21 protein-coding genes and 1 pseudogene are annotated in these 17,901 nt (G+C 33.7%); 14 read left to right on the top strand and 8 right to left on the bottom strand.

What is annotated here, in order from left to right:
• Nucleotides 1–275: 275 nt before the first annotated feature.
• The 5 genes and pseudogenes from LEP1GSC194_RS23410 to LEP1GSC194_RS08705 form a co-directional block, all read left to right on the top strand.
• A pseudogene (locus LEP1GSC194_RS23410) lies at nt 276–479 on the top strand (RHS repeat-associated core domain-containing protein); the annotation flags it as partial.
• Between the two features lie 34 nt (nt 480–513).
• Nucleotides 514–879: a hypothetical protein gene (locus LEP1GSC194_RS22975; protein WP_036041834.1), complete on the top strand. Its 366-nt coding sequence runs from the start codon at nt 514–516 to the stop codon at nt 877–879.
• An 87-nt stretch (nt 880–966) separates the two neighbouring features.
• On the top strand, nt 967–1,473 hold the full coding sequence (locus tag LEP1GSC194_RS08715) for a hypothetical protein (protein ID WP_232424456.1): 507 nt from the start codon (nt 967–969) through the stop codon (nt 1,471–1,473).
• Complete coding sequence (locus LEP1GSC194_RS08710) at nt 1,470–2,027, top strand: hypothetical protein (protein ID WP_036041833.1); 558 nt, start codon at nt 1,470–1,472, stop codon at nt 2,025–2,027. Before LEP1GSC194_RS08715 ends, LEP1GSC194_RS08710 begins: the two co-directional genes overlap by 4 nt.
• Before the next feature lie 789 nt (nt 2,028–2,816).
• Complete coding sequence (locus LEP1GSC194_RS08705; RefSeq protein WP_051997431.1) at nt 2,817–3,671, top strand: hypothetical protein; 855 nt, start codon at nt 2,817–2,819, stop codon at nt 3,669–3,671.
• A gap of 42 nt (nt 3,672–3,713) precedes the next feature.
• Here LEP1GSC194_RS08705 and LEP1GSC194_RS08700 read toward each other — a convergent pair whose 3' ends face one another.
• Complete coding sequence (locus tag LEP1GSC194_RS08700; protein WP_020773314.1) at nt 3,714–3,929, bottom strand: B9T54_RS14040 family protein; 216 nt, start codon at nt 3,927–3,929, stop codon at nt 3,714–3,716.
• Nucleotides 3,930–4,021: 92 nt separating this feature from the next.
• Nucleotides 4,022–4,615 carry a helix-turn-helix domain-containing protein gene (locus LEP1GSC194_RS22245; RefSeq protein ID WP_157229210.1) on the bottom strand — a complete coding sequence of 198 codons (594 nt, stop codon included), beginning with the start codon at nt 4,613–4,615 and terminating at the stop codon, nt 4,022–4,024.
• Between the two features lie 735 nt (nt 4,616–5,350).
• On the opposite strand from LEP1GSC194_RS22245, the gene LEP1GSC194_RS08685 reads away from it, so the two are divergent.
• Entirely contained in the window at nt 5,351–5,746 is a 396-nt protein-coding gene (locus LEP1GSC194_RS08685; RefSeq protein ID WP_020773190.1) for a hypothetical protein, read from the top strand.
• A gap of 5 nt (nt 5,747–5,751) precedes the next feature.
• Here the strand turns inward: LEP1GSC194_RS08685 and LEP1GSC194_RS08680 are convergent, their stop codons facing one another.
• The 3 genes from LEP1GSC194_RS08680 to LEP1GSC194_RS22970 all read right to left on the bottom strand — a co-directional run bounded on the left by LEP1GSC194_RS08680 (nt 5,752) and on the right by LEP1GSC194_RS22970 (nt 7,910).
• Entirely contained in the window at nt 5,752–6,651 is a 900-nt protein-coding gene (locus LEP1GSC194_RS08680; RefSeq protein WP_036041886.1) for an LIC10906 family membrane protein, read from the bottom strand.
• 22 nt (nt 6,652–6,673) lie between these two features.
• Nucleotides 6,674–7,294 (bottom strand): LBL_2463 family protein, encoded by a 621-nt coding sequence (locus LEP1GSC194_RS08675; protein WP_036041831.1) that lies wholly within the window; start codon nt 7,292–7,294, stop codon nt 6,674–6,676.
• Nucleotides 7,295–7,688: 394 nt separating this feature from the next.
• Complete coding sequence (locus tag LEP1GSC194_RS22970; protein WP_017809507.1) at nt 7,689–7,910, bottom strand: hypothetical protein; 222 nt, start codon at nt 7,908–7,910, stop codon at nt 7,689–7,691.
• Between the two features lie 680 nt (nt 7,911–8,590).
• Between LEP1GSC194_RS22970 and LEP1GSC194_RS08665 the strand changes: the two genes are divergently transcribed.
• The 8 genes from LEP1GSC194_RS08665 to LEP1GSC194_RS08630 all read left to right on the top strand — a co-directional run bounded on the left by LEP1GSC194_RS08665 (nt 8,591) and on the right by LEP1GSC194_RS08630 (nt 15,445).
• A complete protein-coding gene (locus LEP1GSC194_RS08665; protein WP_232424455.1) occupies nt 8,591–9,376 on the top strand; it encodes an AcrVA2 family anti-CRISPR protein in 786 nt (261 codons plus the stop codon).
• Between the two features lie 836 nt (nt 9,377–10,212).
• Nucleotides 10,213–10,671 carry a hypothetical protein gene (locus LEP1GSC194_RS08655; RefSeq protein WP_020773337.1) on the top strand — a complete coding sequence of 153 codons (459 nt, stop codon included), beginning with the start codon at nt 10,213–10,215 and terminating at the stop codon, nt 10,669–10,671.
• Nucleotides 10,672–10,673: 2 nt separating this feature from the next.
• Nucleotides 10,674–10,829 (top strand): hypothetical protein, encoded by a 156-nt coding sequence (locus tag LEP1GSC194_RS22240; RefSeq protein ID WP_020773240.1) that lies wholly within the window; start codon nt 10,674–10,676, stop codon nt 10,827–10,829.
• A 136-nt stretch (nt 10,830–10,965) separates the two neighbouring features.
• Nucleotides 10,966–11,574 carry a hypothetical protein gene (locus LEP1GSC194_RS08650; RefSeq protein ID WP_020773219.1) on the top strand — a complete coding sequence of 203 codons (609 nt, stop codon included), beginning with the start codon at nt 10,966–10,968 and terminating at the stop codon, nt 11,572–11,574.
• A gap of 153 nt (nt 11,575–11,727) precedes the next feature.
• Nucleotides 11,728–12,510, top strand: coding sequence for a hypothetical protein (locus tag LEP1GSC194_RS08645; protein WP_020773305.1), 783 nt, complete (start codon nt 11,728–11,730; stop codon nt 12,508–12,510).
• 122 nt (nt 12,511–12,632) lie between these two features.
• The gene (locus tag LEP1GSC194_RS08640; RefSeq protein ID WP_036041828.1) at nt 12,633–12,989 is read left to right on the top strand and encodes a hypothetical protein; all 357 of its coding nucleotides are present in this window, start codon (nt 12,633–12,635) and stop codon (nt 12,987–12,989) included.
• Between the two features lie 414 nt (nt 12,990–13,403).
• Nucleotides 13,404–14,612, top strand: a complete 1,209-nt coding sequence (locus LEP1GSC194_RS08635; RefSeq protein ID WP_020773214.1) for a ParB N-terminal domain-containing protein — start codon at nt 13,404–13,406, stop codon at nt 14,610–14,612.
• A gap of 461 nt (nt 14,613–15,073) precedes the next feature.
• On the top strand, nt 15,074–15,445 hold the full coding sequence (locus tag LEP1GSC194_RS08630; protein WP_020773297.1) for a helix-turn-helix transcriptional regulator: 372 nt from the start codon (nt 15,074–15,076) through the stop codon (nt 15,443–15,445).
• Nucleotides 15,446–15,541: 96 nt separating this feature from the next.
• Here the strand turns inward: LEP1GSC194_RS08630 and LEP1GSC194_RS08625 are convergent, their stop codons facing one another.
• From LEP1GSC194_RS08625 to LEP1GSC194_RS08615, 3 genes are read right to left on the bottom strand one after another with little or no spacing between them, the layout of a single operon-like run.
• The gene (locus tag LEP1GSC194_RS08625) at nt 15,542–16,165 is read right to left on the bottom strand and encodes a hypothetical protein (RefSeq protein WP_020773233.1); all 624 of its coding nucleotides are present in this window, start codon (nt 16,163–16,165) and stop codon (nt 15,542–15,544) included.
• Nucleotides 16,162–17,130 (bottom strand): MvdC/MvdD family ATP grasp protein, encoded by a 969-nt coding sequence (locus tag LEP1GSC194_RS08620; RefSeq protein WP_020773332.1) that lies wholly within the window; start codon nt 17,128–17,130, stop codon nt 16,162–16,164. Before LEP1GSC194_RS08620 ends, LEP1GSC194_RS08625 begins: the two co-directional genes overlap by 4 nt.
• Nucleotides 17,123–17,443: a hypothetical protein gene (locus LEP1GSC194_RS08615; RefSeq protein ID WP_036041826.1), complete on the bottom strand. Its 321-nt coding sequence runs from the start codon at nt 17,441–17,443 to the stop codon at nt 17,123–17,125. The genes LEP1GSC194_RS08620 and LEP1GSC194_RS08615 overlap by 8 nt, the downstream gene beginning before the upstream one ends.
• Between the last annotated feature and the right edge of the window lie 458 nt (nt 17,444–17,901).

Genomic DNA, 17,901 nt, shown 5'->3' with positions numbered 1-17,901 from the left:
ATTCGCAAGATGTGTTGATTGTTAGAGATAAATATAAGAAATTATCAATAAGTGGGAGTCAGGAACTTGAAACTAATTATCTAAAAGAATGTGCGATGAAAATGGATCTGTGTCTGAAAGGATGCAACGAGAAAAATCCCTATTCATATTTAGAGAACTCAAATAGGGAAAATTGTAGAGACCGATGTATTGATAAGATTTTGAGTATGGATGGATGTTATATGTATTACCGTTCATCCAGAAACCACGTATTTAGAGCGTATACTACAAGATAAGCGGATTCTGTTGTAATGCCGACTAACGTGAACGGTATGAACCGTTATATGTATGTGGACGGGAATCCAGTAAGTTATCGCGATCCGAGCGGTCATGTTAGCGGTGCCGGTCTTATGCACATGGTGAACCGGATCGTTGGTCATGCAATGGGGAAGGATTTTAATTCGAATGGCTTAGACAAGAAGTTGAGTACACGAGGCATTTGCTTATTATCAGACAGAAGGGGATTTGGTATCGATGGTCGATGCTTATTTCAAAGGAATAAAAGCAGGAAAGCAAGAAAGAAAAAATAAAGAAATGAGGAAAGTAGCGTTAGGCATAACCTATGCGGGAATTGTAGTGATTAGCATTGCGAGTGGCGGCCTTGCTGTCGCTGCTTTTCCAGAGGCTGGTGCTGTGGCAGCGGTGATTGTAGGGAGCGTAATGGCTTTGGGAGGAGGAAGTGCAAATGACACTCTTGCAAAAAATGGAGTTATAAACTGGAAAAATTTTCTATACACTTGCGGCGGAGAAAGTGCTTCAGGGGTGAATAACAAAAGTCAGTGGGATGGCTCTATTTCCGTAGGTTCGAAAGGCTGTTTTGCTGCACCGCAAGGGGAATGATTGTATATGAAGATAAATATTATAATGATTCTAATCATATTCTTAATGCTAAGCTGTATGGGTGCTTATACGTTAAAAGGTCCCATTTTGGATCAAGAATTAAAAGGCGTGCATTGTGACTCAAGGTGGATAAAGGATTCGTTGGTCAAAGTGAAATTTAGTGATGATTTGTATGAGCAACCTGAGCGTGAATTGTTAGCTTATGAAACATGGAAATCAATAAATCATATTATTAAAACGAGATGTAACAATTCGAAAATCGACGCTATTGCAAAAAGTTCAAACACTATTGAAATAGATTTTTATCGATTTCGAATTAAGGAAAGCTATCGGTTTTACATTTTGAACCTATTGTCGATTTTTATTTTTGATTTAATTTTTAAAAATTCCTTACAAATCGAATATGACATTAAAGCCAGCATACGTACAAATCAAATTACTAATGATCACAATGGTCTTAAACAATTTTCATATGTAAGACAGGAGGTATTTTCAATATTTGAATTAAATATACCAAAAAAAACTAATATATTTTCTATTTTACGCTCTGATTTATCTGCTAAGATTTTAAATGAAATCGGAGAAATAAGATGAAATGCTATTATTTAATTATTATTTTAATTTTAACAAATTGTCATTGGCATCAAATAGAGCCCATCGCATCTAGCGAAAAGAAGTCTTTTGATTTTAAAAGTAAAAGACTTAAAGTTGATATTGAGCTTGATTTTGATAAGCCTCATTCGATAAATCTGAACATTGAGCATTATAAATTTATTTCAATGTTTGTCCCTTCTTTCAGAAAATTGAATATATTTAATGATGTTGGATATTTAGTAGAAAATTCCGATGTTCAGATAAATATAAAAGTATCTCCCCGCCGTGTTACAAGTTCAATGTTTAGCTTGATGTTAAGTTCAATTACATTAGGAATCATTCCCGTTTACTACACACATAGTTTTGTTTTGGATGTGGAAATGATTAATTTTAAAAAGGATAAAAAAATAACTTTTTTATTGCCGATTCAACAGGCGGCTATAGGTAACATACTATATAAAAAGTCTTATCATGATCTTAGTAGAACTGATTTTGTAGATGAAGTGATTCTTCAGATTGCTTATAAAGGTATAGACTCGGGAATTTTTAATTGACGTGTAAAATTTTCACAATTGGGTTTCTCTTGAGTAGTCCAGTGCAGCTTTTCTGTGAAACCTGAAAAGGATTGTCCGGAAAACCAGAGAGAGGAAAAAGCGACTCCATAAGACCGCAACGAGTATAAACCAAAGGAATGAAAACATATATTTCACTACCTTTATTGATAAATTTGGTATTAACGTCGTGCAATGTTGAAAACGATATTCATCAGAAAACTAATGGGAGAGGCGATGATTATTCTCAAAGAAAAAGTTTTATTGAGTGCGTAGAGCGCAGAATGGCCGTAAGTCCACTTCCAAAACTACAAGATTATGATGATGTGTGTTGGCCGGTTTATGCACTCGAATGTTCTATTTAATAGGGTTCTCCTTATATTTGTATATTCTACAATCCTAACATATAGTTCTTTATCTGGAAAGAATACTCAAGAGAAGGTGTATCCAGAAAGAAATGTAGACGTGGAAAATGTGGAAAAATTGAAAGGATGTAATAAAAAATTAGATGAATGCTTATCTGAATGTTTAAGGCATTACCCAAATAGAAGAGATTTCCGCCAAGGAAAATGTCGCGATTATTGTTTAATCGATTATAAAGAAAAATGTGGAATTCCGGTATATATAAAATCGAATCGAATTTAAGTTTCTAATTTGAATGTGTTAGGCTGCATCTTACCTACGAAAGCACAAAAGGTTTGTCCGGCAAATCCAGACAAAAAAACGGCTAACTAGAAAACACCATACAGAAGATTTAGAAAAATAAAATCTAAAAAAGGAATGAACCGGAAAATGAAACAATATAAAAAAATCGTAATGAATCTATTAATATTAGGGATAACTATACAAATTCTAAACTGTAAACAATCAGAAAACTCAAACGAAAGTTTATTAGCTCTACTTGTAACGACCCAATTGGCGGCGAATTGTGAAACACCTCAACTGAGTGGGGAAAGCATACCCTTGAAGTTTACCCCGTATAAAAGGGTGGTTACACAATACCAAGGAAGCTTAGGTTATCTAAATAATTTCGAATTCGGAAGGAGGATCCAGATGAATATGACTGAATCAATGCCGGTACAATATACGATGCTTTTTTATAACGCAAATAGTCCGTGCGACGTCCCACAAGATTATAGTAAAAATATAACTTCCTTTTCTTACTTTTCAGCGAGAGTAAACAAAACGACAGTCTATACCTATCCGCTGTCGGGAGGATTGATGGCTCTCGCCACTTCCTTCGCTACGAGTAATACAGCTCCAACGGATATCACGTTATCCATAGAATCAACCCCAGTGTGTAAGAATCCGACAACGGCGGACGGCACACTTAGAAATTTACCATTTAATTTTAAAACGACGAATTCACTTGCGGTAATAAAAATCGATTCCTATACACAAAACCAACAAATTGTATTTACTTCGAATACAACAAACTTAGGAAATTTACAAACTCTAATTGTAACCGGCACAGACGCCTGTTTTCCTACTACGTATAAAACATTGAATTTTCAGCAAAATACGCTTTCGGCAAATCAAGTATCCTGGAGTTCTTCGACAGCGAGCGGGCCGCTCGTGATACTCGTTCAGTATTTTTCGGAGTCAACGACAACAGCACCGAATGATATAAAAATTCAGATACAATGAAAAAATAAAATCTAACGCGAATTGTCCTGATTATTATCGCACTCACTCCTTATAATATTCAAGAGACGTAAAATCGGTAGCTTTGTTAAAAATTGCGGGTCTCATCGCTAAAATTTTCCTTAGGTGGTCACTTTTACGTACACATTCCCTCGTAAAATCATCGATTCTAATATTCAGGTGTTGTTCCAAAATATCGAAGTCGATTTCGTTAAAACTTACGGGCGTTATATTGTGTTTTAATTCTTTGTATGAAATCATAGTGTATATCCCCATTCATCGAAAATGATTTGTTGAAATAGAAAATCGGAATCATAGCAATTTATTAGTTTATTCTAAACTTAAAAGAATCTCTAACTTTCAAAGCGGTCGCGTTTCCTTTCATCTAACGCATTTTTCGGTATCGAACCCGCAAACTTCAAATACGCCTTAAAAAAAGTAGCATAGGAACCAAAACCGGTAAGAGAGGCAATTTGAGTTAGATTAGAAATATTTTCTGCAATGAGTTTCTGCGCTTCTTGGATACGAAGCTTATTGATTAAATCGTAAAAGCTGACCCTCTTGTATAAATTCAGATATCTGGAAGTTTCGTATCTGGAGAGACCAAGGTAATCGGCCAGATCACCTTGACTGAGATTTGGTTTCAAAAAAAGTTTTTCTTTAATAAAAGATTCTAATCGAGATTCCAAGTTAGCTAAATCACGATCTCGTAAAAAGAGGGTGTCTCGCGGTGCAGATTGTTTTGAAATTATATCCGCTAATGGATTGATTTGAAGATCATCGGGAGATTTATCAGGTTTTAAATCTTGAGTTCTGCGATACTTTTTGAAAATAAAAATTAGAATAATGTCGTAAACTAAATAGGAAAGGTAGTTTAAATTTCCATTAAGAAATAGATTTGCGAGAACGTTACCAAAAAAGATGAAACCTAAAGATAGAGGAATCAACGAAAAAAAGTGAGGACGAAATCCTAACTTCTGTTTAAAGATAACGAAAGACGATTCGGCTGATAGAAAAAGAGCTACGGCAAACGTTAGAATTCCACCGAAAAAAGTTAAGGACCAAAATTCTTCAAATGAGATTAGAAATGTAATACTCGTAAAAACCGCGAATAGAATGTATTTCAGAAAAGAAAAAGACAGGCCGATCCTTAAAATCGATCTGAGGATCGGCCTGAGTAATAAAAAGGAGAAAATTTGAAGCCCGTAGATTAGAGCAATCAGTCTTAATTTATTACTCGGATCTTTTTCATTTACGGCTTCTTCCCAAAGAACCATTGAAGCTCCTGAAAAGAAGAGTAGGGCGGGGAAAATGATATCATCAAAAGAACTTTGGTTCTTGTTATTAGAGAACCAAGGGGAAGATAAAAAGTGTTTAAAGAAACGGCGGCTCCACTTTGAGAACGAAGATTCAAATTTTTTATGAGTGGCATTCTTTCGGTGCTCGATCATTTTAGTTGTCCGAATAATTATTAGGAAATCGCATAAAACGGAATTTATTTGAGTCGTTATCAATGATTTCAATCACAGAAAACGAGATTTATTCAGCTTGCTATTATGCGTATTGCACAGATCTTTCTCAATTTGGTACTGACATTGAGAACGAATCGTGCAATACGCACGTAGTTATTAGTGCAATTCGCACTAATGTCAATTAAAAAATGCGAAATGCAACATAAAAATATGGAAACATTCGAAAGACTGCAAATCGCATGCGATACTTTACAAATCAATCGGAAAGGTTTGGGGAAGCTTTTGAGGATTCATCCGTCCAACGCTTCCAGGTTATTAAACGGAGATACAGAGTTCACATGGACGTATGCCGAGCTGTTCCAGTTTAAAACAAACATCTCTGCAATTTGGATTATGGAAGGCGAAGGCGAGTTTTGGTTGGAGGAATCCGACAGTGGTAAAAGATATACGGATTACGAAATTTTAAATCTTCGAATTATTTTAAAAATTCCCGGTTTGATGCAAGAATTGGAAAAGTTTGTGAAGCTGCCCCAAGACAAGCAGAAATTTATTATGGGTTTAATCGATCGATTTCATACATTATTTGTGATAATAAAAAAAGAATAAATAGATTACTTTAAGTATTTATCATACTTAATTGCGACTTTTCGAGCGGTTGCTCTAAATGGTATGTCGGCTCTAAAGATCCATTCGAAAGCTGTGTTTATAACTTCTATTGCTAGAATCGAGTTAGAATCAAGTCTTCGCATCTCAAATTCTTCGGGGTCTAGAATAGAGTATAATTTCAGTATGGGATTGAGTGTGATTCTATCCATGAAGGGAACTTTATCTCCGGATAATACCTTGTTTCTAGTTTGGAAAGCGTCGTAGTGAAGGATGGCTACAGCCCAGCTTAAAATGCAGATAAAGGTACCGATTGATATATAAGATCCAAGGTACAATCCGAAGAAAGGTAGAATCCAGACTAAAGTGATTGAAATTGGTAATGCAACGGTTATTCCGAAAAGCATCAAGGAAAGCCTAACGCGGACCATCCCATCGGAATTTTTTAAACATTTTGCAAGTTTGAAAATGCTTTCCAGAATCCAAAGAATAGAATAAAGAATCAATACGTGATATGCAAATAGGGGTTCGTGTGCAAGAGTTTGAATATTTGTTATTTTTATCAAATTAAAACTAAGTCCTGAAATGATTAAATAAGCAATAAGGCAAGTTTCGATGAATTTTCTAAATCTGGAAGCATTGTAATTTTCATCCACAAGTTTGCTCACGATTCTGTTTAACAAAAAGGGAACGAATATTACAGAAATTAAAATTAGGTTCGGAGCGTAGAGACGAATACTGTAAGGTATATATTGTCTACAGCCTGAAAATAAAGTCCAGAGCCCAACAGAAAGAGTCAGATAGAAGAAGGTTATCCTAACGGATATAAGCGGATCTCGTTTTTTTTTGATATAAAATCCTAATAAAAAAATCAGAGAGGATGTAAAAATGTTAAATAAAATTGACATAGGTGCCACGAACGAATCGGGATCACCATAATTTTGTTCTAATTTTTTGTAAAGCCACTTTGTTAATTTCAATCGGAGTCAGGTAAACTAACTCTTCCCGGTAATAACATTCCGGAAAATAAACCTCTTTTGGATACTTTTCAGAAGGAATGGCTCCAATCGAAGTATAGAGTTTTACGATCGGATTTACTTTTTTGTGGTAAAACCCGTAAATCATATCGAAATTTTTTTCCAGACAAAAATTGGCGGCAGCATGAAACGTAGACAAAGCGGCGCGTGCACCTTTTTTAGAGAGCAAAAAACTGACCGAATTCCAATCTGCAATATTTTCCCCAATCACTGCATATCTTTGTATTGGATCGCTTTCTTTAATGATACCGAGTTCCAAAGGGATTAAATTCATCGGTTTTTTTTCTACAATACGCATGGCGGCCAAGATTTCCGACCCTTCCCGCACATAGAACCAAGTAGACCAAGGGTCCATATCGACTGTCGTATATAATGATTTAGTGTAACCGCTTTGTAGAAAAACATTACTAGCAAATTTTTTAACATTTTGAAGTTCTTGAGGGTTTTCCAACCCGACTAACCGAATCACATGTAAATTCTTAACGAAATTTGACTTTTGAATTGCGATAGACATAATGTTAATTATGTCTCTTTAATATCAAATTTTCAACTATTTATTAAAATCTCCCAATGGTATTTTTTCAGTGGTGTGCGCTATGTTTCTTTGACGATTACGAGGATTATCGATTAAAACTAGCGGGAAGAAGATAAAAGCAAGCCCGGAACAATTCTTTTGAATCTATTATAAACCAGATAATTAAAAATATATTCTATTTTAGAATAAAAAAGAGCCTCGCAAAGCGGGGTGTTTAGGAAATGAATTTGAACTGGTTAAAGGGTACTAAGAAACAACTAAAGTGGTAACTAAAAGTTCTTTAAAAAAGATATCGGGCTATTCAATGAAAAACTAAATAGAATCAAAAAACCCTAACTTACTATTAAAAACAAAAAACCGAATACAATTACTCCTAAGACAAAATCGCATCTTTTAGCATCGACTGAGTGGTCGGATACAAGTCATAAAGTAAGGCAAACTTTTTATCAAAAACGTTTGAATCAAAAGGACGGTTTAACTGATTTAGAATTTCAGATTCTAAACGATTAGCAAAATCTAAATTAAGAGAAGTGGCTCGGATAACTTTCAAAATACCGGTAGACGCATCAATAAGAAGCGTAGTCAAAACGGGCATATCCGAATCCAAATTCCTTTTTAAAGGAGGAACTCTATTTTTTTCAGGTAAAACTAGGTGAATCGAACCAATCAAAATCAGGGTAAAAACGAAATAAAAAACAAATTAGCTCGTCTTGAACCAAAAAACCAAAACTCGCTGTACCGCTTTTCACCGATTTGATTTCTTTAGGAGAAGGGGAATTGAAAAATAATTCAAGCCTGTGTTCACCACCCGCGCATTGATAAAAGGCTCCCTCCTGCCACTTCGTTTTATTCGGGTGATAAAGTTTACCGACTTCTAAAATATGCACGGAACTTAAATACAAAACCCTACGAGAGAGTCAAATTTATTTTAAGTAAAAATAGCAACAATGATGTCAAAAAAACACTACAGGGAACCGAGAAAAGAACCGATTTAACTAAAAAATTAGAAAAAGAAGAATTCTAAAAACAGAATATAATAAAGATCGAACATACAAAAAAGGTTTAAAACATAAACTATGATCACCTCCAGAAGAAAAAACCGAAAAACAAATACAATCAAAACCGGAATTAATCTGTGAAAAAGTTTTAGGACAATTTCCAAACTGGAAAACGGTAGCCAAATACGCACTGGAAGAAAAGGGGAAAAAACTCCCCGAATGGCCGAGTTACGTATTTGCGCCGATGGCGACGTATTTCCCGAATGTATTTGAGGGAATGCCTGAACAATCAGATTCCCAATTGGTATTTAAACTACTACTCGTGAATCAACTCGCAGCACTAGCCCCTTGGAGTTTTTCGAAAGGGGTATACAAGTTTTCAAAAGAACTTGCAAAAGAGTTAGTCTCTTCCGCTTTGCCTGAAAAAATCCCAACGGAGATATTAAAAAAAATACCTCTCTGGTCGATTTACGTGGAAATACCGGAAGGCATCATAGAGGATTGTAACGGATTTTTTGTATTCTTAGAATCTACAGACGGAGAAGAGGAGTTGCGAATATTACCGGATTACGATAATCAACCACCATTTCCGTTAATCTTAAAACTCGGAGACTATACCGTAGAAGAATCGATTTTAGAATTACTCAAAACGAACACAAAAAAAGTAGAACAAAAATTGGGATTTGCGGGATTCGAACGGATCAAAGAGAGTATAAAGACTCAAACCCTGGAATTAGAAAAATTCATCACTCTAATCCTGTATATCTGTTCGGAAAATGCAGAGATCACGGGAACTTACTCCCACACGACTTACAAACAAAGAGCGAAAGAAAAAAGTAATATAGAACTCAATCAAGCGGCGCAAGTTACAGTTTGGGACGTGGGGAAAGAAATCGGTAAAAAGCTAAGGGATTACAGAGAAACAAAAAAACAGACAGAAATTCAATCCAATATGAAAAGTCCACATATCCGAAGAGCACACTGGCATCATTTTTGGATAGGAGGAAAAAGATCCAAGGAACTCTTACTCAGATGGTTGTCTCCAATTCCGGTAAATCTTTAAAAGAAGAAATACAATTCACTTGAAAGTGGAATTTGTAATCGAGTTTACCGGCTGACTTAAAGAAAAGAGCGGTTCTTATATTTGATTATTCGGATCGATCTGTAGCTAAAAATCAAATCTCATTATCCTTCTTATTGACAAGGAACATCAAATTCGTCAAAAACGCTTATGGAAATGATATCGTTTGTGACTGATAGGAAACGGTTACTTTCGAAACTCAAACACAAGAATCGTTACAGGACAGTAAAGATTCAAAATTTGGAAACGGGGAAAAATTACTCGAATTCCTAAGATACGTATCCAAAAAACCGGGGGAGGGCCCTTCTCAGTAACGTTAAAAAGCTTTATTAAGAATATTATGAAATAATAAAGTAACACAATTGAATGAAATTAACCTTTTTTTAAATTGGAAATTTTTTGGCATATTTCAAGTAAAATGTCGATTTTAAGTTTACCCGTTTTTTTCACTCTGTGGAAACGATGGACGGATTCGTTAATATAACGCGCCCCATGATCCTCTCGTTTAAAGGATTTTTCCCCTGCAATCCGTCTAGAAAGTTCGAATTGACCCAAGATTTTCGATTCTTGCTCGATATACGAAAGGCAAAGATTTTCCAATGTATTTTCCAATTCGGCAATTGATTTGAAATGAATCTTTTTAGAAGGATGGTTGCTCAATGTTAAATCCTCGATTATCGATGAAATATACTAAAATAGAGAGGTAAATTGGAATATAAAAATACAAAAAATAATAGGTATTCATATATTAAGTGTTGACTATAGTCAACACTATGTTTAAATACTACCGTCTAAAATAGCAATATCCGGAGTAAGAAATGAAACCGAAATTAAGTCGATTTGCCGTTTTGTATAACGAAAATGCTGATTTTGATAAAATTGCAAAGGAAAGGATTAATTCTAAGATATTCGAAGTATATCCTGAGTTGGAAAACAATAAATCGAATAGCCTCTATTCAAGATTATATAACCAATATATCACTGGATTACGCAATGAGAACGAAGAATACGAAGCGTTATATCATGAAATTTTAAATCAATATAATCCGGAACTTTCCAAAACCGTTAAAAAACAAAATGACGCAGATAAAAATCGACTTAAAAACAAAATAGAAAATCTAACAAAACAATATGACGGAATTACTATAGGGCCGATAACTACAAAAATCGTAGGAAAAACCGCCGAATTAAAATTTTCCTACGATCCGCAATTATCCACCCGACTGAAAAAAATTATAATGCGATTTGGGAATCGGATAAGAAATGTTGGGAAGTGAATTTGGATGTTCTTCCAAAATTGGAAAAATTATTAACAAAACCGAAATCAGAAACGGCAATCAAACAAGAAGAGTTAGAAAGGTATAATGCAAAAGTTTGCGAGGCGACTCGTTGGTTGGAATATATAGAAGCGGCGGCTAACAACGGTTTCACTTGATAAAATAGTAATAAGGTGAATTTATAGAAAGATGTCGTGTCGGTCCCCCTTCGGGTTGGCGACGTCGGCAAACCTACTTCGTTAGGCGTCATTAGTGAGATCATCTTTAAATATATCATACATTAAAGGAGTCAAAATGACTTGTCCGAACTGCGAATTAGGGTCGATAAATGAGAACTTAGTTGAAGGTAGAAGACAATTTTTCTGCAATAATTGCAGATACATTTGGTATGCAAAAAGAAAATCTGGTAATGGGAACGAGCATATTGCCGACGGAATCGTTGAAAAGATTAGGTTATATGGAATATCGGAGGAAGACTATTCAGTTTTGCGAAACACTTTGTTTAAAGCGGAAACTAACACGAAGAGTTATCAATTGGTTTCGGAATGGTGCGGCCTCCATTATTTGTCATATAAGCTTACTGATGATGGGAATTTTTTATTTCAAAAAATAGAAAACGATAAACCTCTGCCTCTTAGAGCGAATGAGTTAGCAAGGAAGTCGATTTCTATTAAAAATTTTAACGCGCCTGTGGTCGTTGTAGTTTTAGACACAGAAAACAACTATCAAATTGAAGGAAGAATACTTGGTCATTTGATTCCTTATCCAGTGTATTTAGCGGATAAAATTTTATTTCCTGATTACGAGATTCCACTTAAAATATTTACTGCTAATTTATTGAGTAATCAACCGGTCATATTGCAACGACTGAAAGATAAGTTTGATAATAGTTATTTAATTTAGTTTCTTCCGTTGTATTTTCAGTGATATAACTAAGGGAGCTTCGCAGCGTATCTGAACACCACGGGGTTTCCGCTCGGTCTCCTCCATCCTTTGGTACGTTCGCATAAGAAGCAGTTCAGTAAATGATTGCGGATTCAAAGTCAAAAGCCTAATATGGTAGACATCGATGCGAAAAACTTTTTTAATTTATATATGATAATACTCGATGATTCAAAAACGTATCCAAAAAACATAATAGATCAACTGAATCAAAGGAAAGTTATTGATCTATTAATGAATAATTTATGGATCGAAAACATTAAACGAGATCGTTGTATAGTCGATATTTTCGAGGATGTAGAAAAATATTGTAACAATAATGGAATAGTCGGGTTCCATTGTACAAAAGAGATTCATACTAAGCCTTACCATAAAACTGGTCTAAGAATTCTGAACATGCGTCAACATCATTCTGAGTTTATTCAATATTTAAAAGATGAACTCAGAATTTCTAAAGAAGACATTGTTTACTTTAAAGAAAAGTTAGATTATTTTCGCGAAAACAATTCTGAAGGAAGAGAAGGAACCTTATGGTTTTGTTTAAATCGCAACTTTGTAGGAGAAGACTCCGAAGATTTCTTAAAATATTATGGCGGGGAAGCGGTTTATTTTTGGTTTAAAGAAGATCGTAAAATTACAAAACTGTGTAAAAGTATTGGAAAGCCTGTGGTTATTGAGGCATTAATTGAAGTTTCAGAATTAACGATATTTCAAGAATATGGATTTGGGAAAACTCTTGTAAGCAATTATGCACACTCCATAAATAAAAAGTTTCATACTAGTGATTTAGAGGGATTTGTTAAATCAGATATTCCAAGTAAAAATATTATTCAAGTTCATCCTAAAAAATCCTTTTTTAAAAAATATCACCAAGTAAGAAATGATTTTAATCAATAAAATAATCCGTGATACCATTATCACAAATCGTTATAACGTCGAAAAATGATATTCAATTCTAAATATTTAATGTAAGAAAATTTACTTGATCTTAAAAAATATAAAAAGTAAAATTAAGAGATATGACTGAGTTACTTTTGCAAAATCTCAAGCAAGATCTGAAAGATCAGATTTTGAATATAAAAGATATTTCGGATGAATTGATTATTAGAATTCACTTGGCATTTATAAACGGATATACAGCGTCTTTAATAAAATATTCTGAAGACACAAAAAAGGAATTAGGAAACAATCCTAATTTCGACTATTACGAAATAGGATTGTGGATAACCCAAACGGGAGAATTTGCAAAAGGTATCTTTGTAGATCCGGATGAGGATTGCGTGATTCGCTATTATGAAGAATCCGAAGTGATTGAGTTATTGGAAAAAATTGCGAGTTTGCCACCGGCTTCGGTAGTAGAAAATAAATTAACATAACTTCAAAAAGGGAAACAAGTGGTTTTGCCTTCGGGTGAAAAATTTGACTTGTACTACCAATCAACTTAAATAAAAACATTAAGCCAAGGTTTTGAACAAAAGTGAGCGACAATATACGCACTAAAATCCCGTAAACGATTCTATATCTACGGACAATACAACCTAATATCCTGGAAAATGACGATGCGCCGATTGATCTGATTGAAAATCTATAAAATATAAAAATAGGACTTTCTAAACAAACTTTCTTAGAACTACTAGAATATAGCCTTGCTTGGGGATACGGACCAAGTAACGAACTAAAACAAAGAGATTTCAACGTAATCGCAAATTTAATAAGTTGGGTAAGAAGTAAAACAGGAGATGAAGTAGAAGAGCCGCCGTTAAACGCATTGCTTTTAGATGAACACATCAATGAAACGTTCTGATAAACTTAAAATGAAGAAGAAAATAAAAAAGAAGGTTTCAAAAGCCCCTATATCAAAAAAGAAAACCACTTCTACTAAGAATAAATTAAAAAAGAAAAAATCAAACAAAGGGTTTTCAGCTAAGAAAAAGATTAAAAAGAAAATATCTCTTACACTACCTTTAAAAATAGATTCTTTAGATCCGATCGTAAAATTTGTAAGTCCCAAACGATTAAAACCGAATCCGAAAAACGATTTTGACCCCTTAACAAAAGAAGAATATAATAACCTAAAACAGAATATCATTGCAAACGGGTTTTTAGACCCACTTACCGTAAAAAAAGGCGGAATCATTGTAACGGGTGAAAATCGATATAACATCGCATTAGAGTTACAAACTCACGAAGACAAGGAGGTAAGAAAAAAGTTCGCAAAAATCCCAGCACGATATTATTTAAAACCCCTTACCGACGAAGAAGAATACGATATAATGGAATCCGACAATTTGTTTCGAAGACACTTGACACCAGAACAAAGAAAAGCACGAATAAAACAAAGAATCCGTAGGCTTTACAAAACGGAATTGGAAAAAGAAAATCGGGGTGGAGACAGAAAGTCGTTTAAAAATACAAAAAAAGAAAAATCAAACCTTCACTCTGAAGGTTTGATCCTTGAAAAATCGGAGAAATTAAAAAAAGATTTAAAGCCGGAAAACGTATTATTCCAAAACAAACAAAATGAAGATAAAAAACAAAGTATTCCAAAAGAAGAGAAACCGAATATAACTCCTCAGAGCTCGAAAGAAGAACACAAAGACCTAGCTAAAAAGGTTTCAGAAAAGGAGAAAATACCTTTAGGGACCGCGACTCGGTATGTAGCCGAACTACGAAAAGAGCTTCAACCTCAAGAACCGAAACCTGAAAAAAAACAGGAACAGGAAGAAACAACACACAAACCCTTAAAAGAAATAGTAAGGGAATTTCGAAAACGATACACTCAAATGACCAAATCCCAAAAAGAAACTGAAGTAAATCGATTGAAAAGAACATTAATAAAACTGAATCATGAGTGGGACAAAATGAATGAACAAATCAGATCCAACGAAAGACATACCAGCCAGATTCACGAAAAGTTAATATCGGTTGGAAAAAAAGAAGAGATATTTAAAATCAATAAACTTTTAAAGGAAAGAGGAGAAAAACAAAATAAGAAGTAAATTATTTCCTAATTTTTATAAAAAATGAACAAATGTTCATTTATGGGACATATTTACCATTATCGGAAGTTAAGTAAACATTTGATTAAATTTTTAAATCAAAAACAAACGAGTCAATCTATCCCTATCGTTCTATTTTACAAGTTGTTAAATTTCATTTCGTATCCGGTCGAAGTATTGCAGTAAAAAGTTTGACTCTGTAATCATATTTGATTACAGTTGAATAGTGGCCTTCCATGTGGAGCTAACAAAATCAGCGGCAAAGAAAGCTCGCCAAATGCCAAAGAGTGCAAGACAAGATTTAGTTTTATTATTGGAAGAATTAGAGAAAGAAGGTCCGGTTCAAGCCGAGTGGCCTAATTATAGTAAATTAAGTAAAAATGAATATCATTGTCATCTATCTTATAGCTGGGTCGCATGCTGGAGAAATGAAAAGAATTCATTATTAATCGAGGTATATTATGCAGGCAGTCGTGAAAACGCCCCGTACTGAAGTTACGATTAAAGGTGAAATTTCTTCTACCTTTCTGAAAGCTCTTAAAAAGGAATTTGGTAAAAAACTTCATATTGATAAGTCTGAGGAATCGATTCCTTGGAAGGATACTGAATTTTTCAAAGAGAATGAGGAGTTTCTTCAGCCTGGATCAAAATTGAAATATTATAGAAAAAAAGCAGGATTGAGCCTTTCGGAACTTGGAGATAAATTGGGCGGTATCCCGAGACAAAATCTTTCTGCTATGGAATTAGGAAAAAGGCCAATTTCAAAAGATTTAGCAAAACAGCTTTCTAAATTGTTTAAGAAGCCGGTAGAGGTTTTTCTATATGCAGAGTGAATCTATATTTGTAAGAAAAAGTCTGATCCTCAATGAATTGGCTCAGATAAATTTTAATTTAGTCGTTTAACGTCGAATTATTTAAACATACTTAAACTAGCTTAAATAGTGAGCGAAACAAATATAAAATAAGTTTAGAGGTTCTAATAAGTTCATTATACTATATGTACCGCTCATCAAAGCCAAGAATATTAATAAATATAATATTCTTTTTGCAAATTCTTGAGCTAAAGTCATTGAATCTACTTTTGTATTTATGGCATCATAGTTGCGCTTAATTTTATTGATTATTGCTATAGCCTTATCAATATTTCTACTTTCAAAAATATCTTTTTCGTCAATACTATAATATGCTTTTCTCTCTAAAGCTTTAATTGCATAGCGAATCACTGTAGAAGTATAAATTATAAATATACTAACTAATAGCATCAGACCATATTCAAGTAAGTCTTTATCTTTATTAAGTATGATCTCTTTTAATGTAATTCCTAATAGGGCCACGATACTTCCAAAAAACCCAATAAATACTATAGATTTAGATTCAATTGTTTTTATTCGATCTCTTTGGAACTCATACATTTTTATACATCTATCAATATCTTTTTCATCAATAAGCTTGGATTTCATGTTTTCTATTTTAAGAAAATTATTGTAATTGCTAACCTCTCCTTCTAAAAAAGGCCAGAAAATATTAATTATCTTCGATAAGAATTTTTTCATACAATGCCGCTGATGAGAAACCTTGCTATTGAATCGCTTATCGGATATTCCAATATTTTTTCAATCCAAGCCCATTGACCATTTGGATTTATTTCTAGGAATATGTAATTATCATTTTTGTCTAAGACTAAATCAATTGCAGCAAAATTTAATTCAAAATGTTTCATTAATTCTAAACAATATCTTTCGATTTTTGCTGGGAGTTGTATTCGTTGATGTGGGAGGATGTTTCTTGATGCTCGCCAGTCTGTTTTTGATGTTTCGTCGGACTGCGAATCTATTTGCGCTGCGAAAATCTTATTTCCAACAATTGTTACTCTAATATCGAATTGTTTTTCAATTTTTTCCTGAAGATAAACAGGCAACAACCCGACACGATCAATATTATCTCGAAAATACTGATTTACTTCATTGGTATAAACAATCTTTGAGGATAATTGTTCTTCTTCTATGAGGCCCACTTTAAGTGGTTTTAAAATCGATCTTTCAGTATAATTAATGAATGCGTTAGCTTCTTTCGGCAAGTTTGTTATTAGGGAGATAGGGATAGTAAAGCCAATATTTTTTGCTACTGACAACTGATTAATTTTATTCTCGGCTTTACGTATGTTTGAAATTTTGTTCAGCCATAATTTGTTATCTAAAAATACATTAATATATTCCAATATAACATTTAATTCCTGAGAGAAAAAATGTAATTCACCATTTGTGAGTGAGTTCGGCCCTGTAGGGAGCTTGGGCCTTCTATAATATACAGTATCAAATGTGGATAAATCTAAGGCTTCTTTCTTGGAGTTTTCCTTGATAAGAACTTCCCCTTTTATTGGATCTATTTTTATAAAAATTTCAGAACCGAGTTCCTCAGTATTTAACCTTAAATAATTGGCATTAAGATGAATTAGTTTATTGATAACAAAGTCTACCGTAACGTCCTCTTTATTTGTTATAATGAGAACCTTATTCATCCTGTTCCTTGTTTTCTTCGGTTTTGGTCAATAAATATGTTAAATTATTAAAATTCATATCATCATCTACTTCCCTTATTGTATCTGTTTTTGTCACCAAGAACATCTTTGAAATACTGGAAGTATAAGGCTTCTCCTCATCATCAGACTCTCTTTGCGTAAATGTTTTCGTTTGCAACACAGTTTTGGAATTGCACAAATCTACAAATTTAGTTCCATTAATGAAATTTAATCCTGACTTCCGGTCGTAAGTTAATTCTGGAAACTCCACATTTGTTTGCTCTCGCATGTAATCGAATATAAGTGGTTTCATATGTTATCCTTTGTTATTAATAGTTAATGAATTATGAGTTGAGCCGGTATTCACTGCTCTTGCTTCATTAAGATTTTCTATTTATTTTTCATGTTTTGCGTCTGTCACAAATATATTAACTATTTGATTCATCTTTCATCTGTTCCTTTTCAAGGATTTCCTGTCTCTTTTCTGGATTAGAATAGTATTTTTTTGTTCCTAAAAAATACTATACGTTCTCATTAAAAATTCTCTTATAAGTATTGATAAGTTTTAGAACCTTTGCGCTAATTTTTAATTTCTTATTCTCTGAAATGCTTTTCATGATTCCTTGACCTCCTGATCCGTTTTTGAATCTTCCTTATCCCATTCGTTAAATCTGATTTGGCTAATGGCGCCAGAGTCTTCTTTCTCAACCCAGGGATTACGGTAAGTGCGTTTTAGATCATATTAATTAGAATATAATATATTCAAATATT

The sequence above is a fragment of the Leptospira alstonii serovar Sichuan str. 79601 genome (assembly GCF_000347175.1).
In the GTDB taxonomy this organism is placed as follows: domain Bacteria; phylum Spirochaetota; class Leptospiria; order Leptospirales; family Leptospiraceae; genus Leptospira; species Leptospira alstonii.
This window is presented reverse-complemented; position numbering and strand designations above follow the sequence as displayed.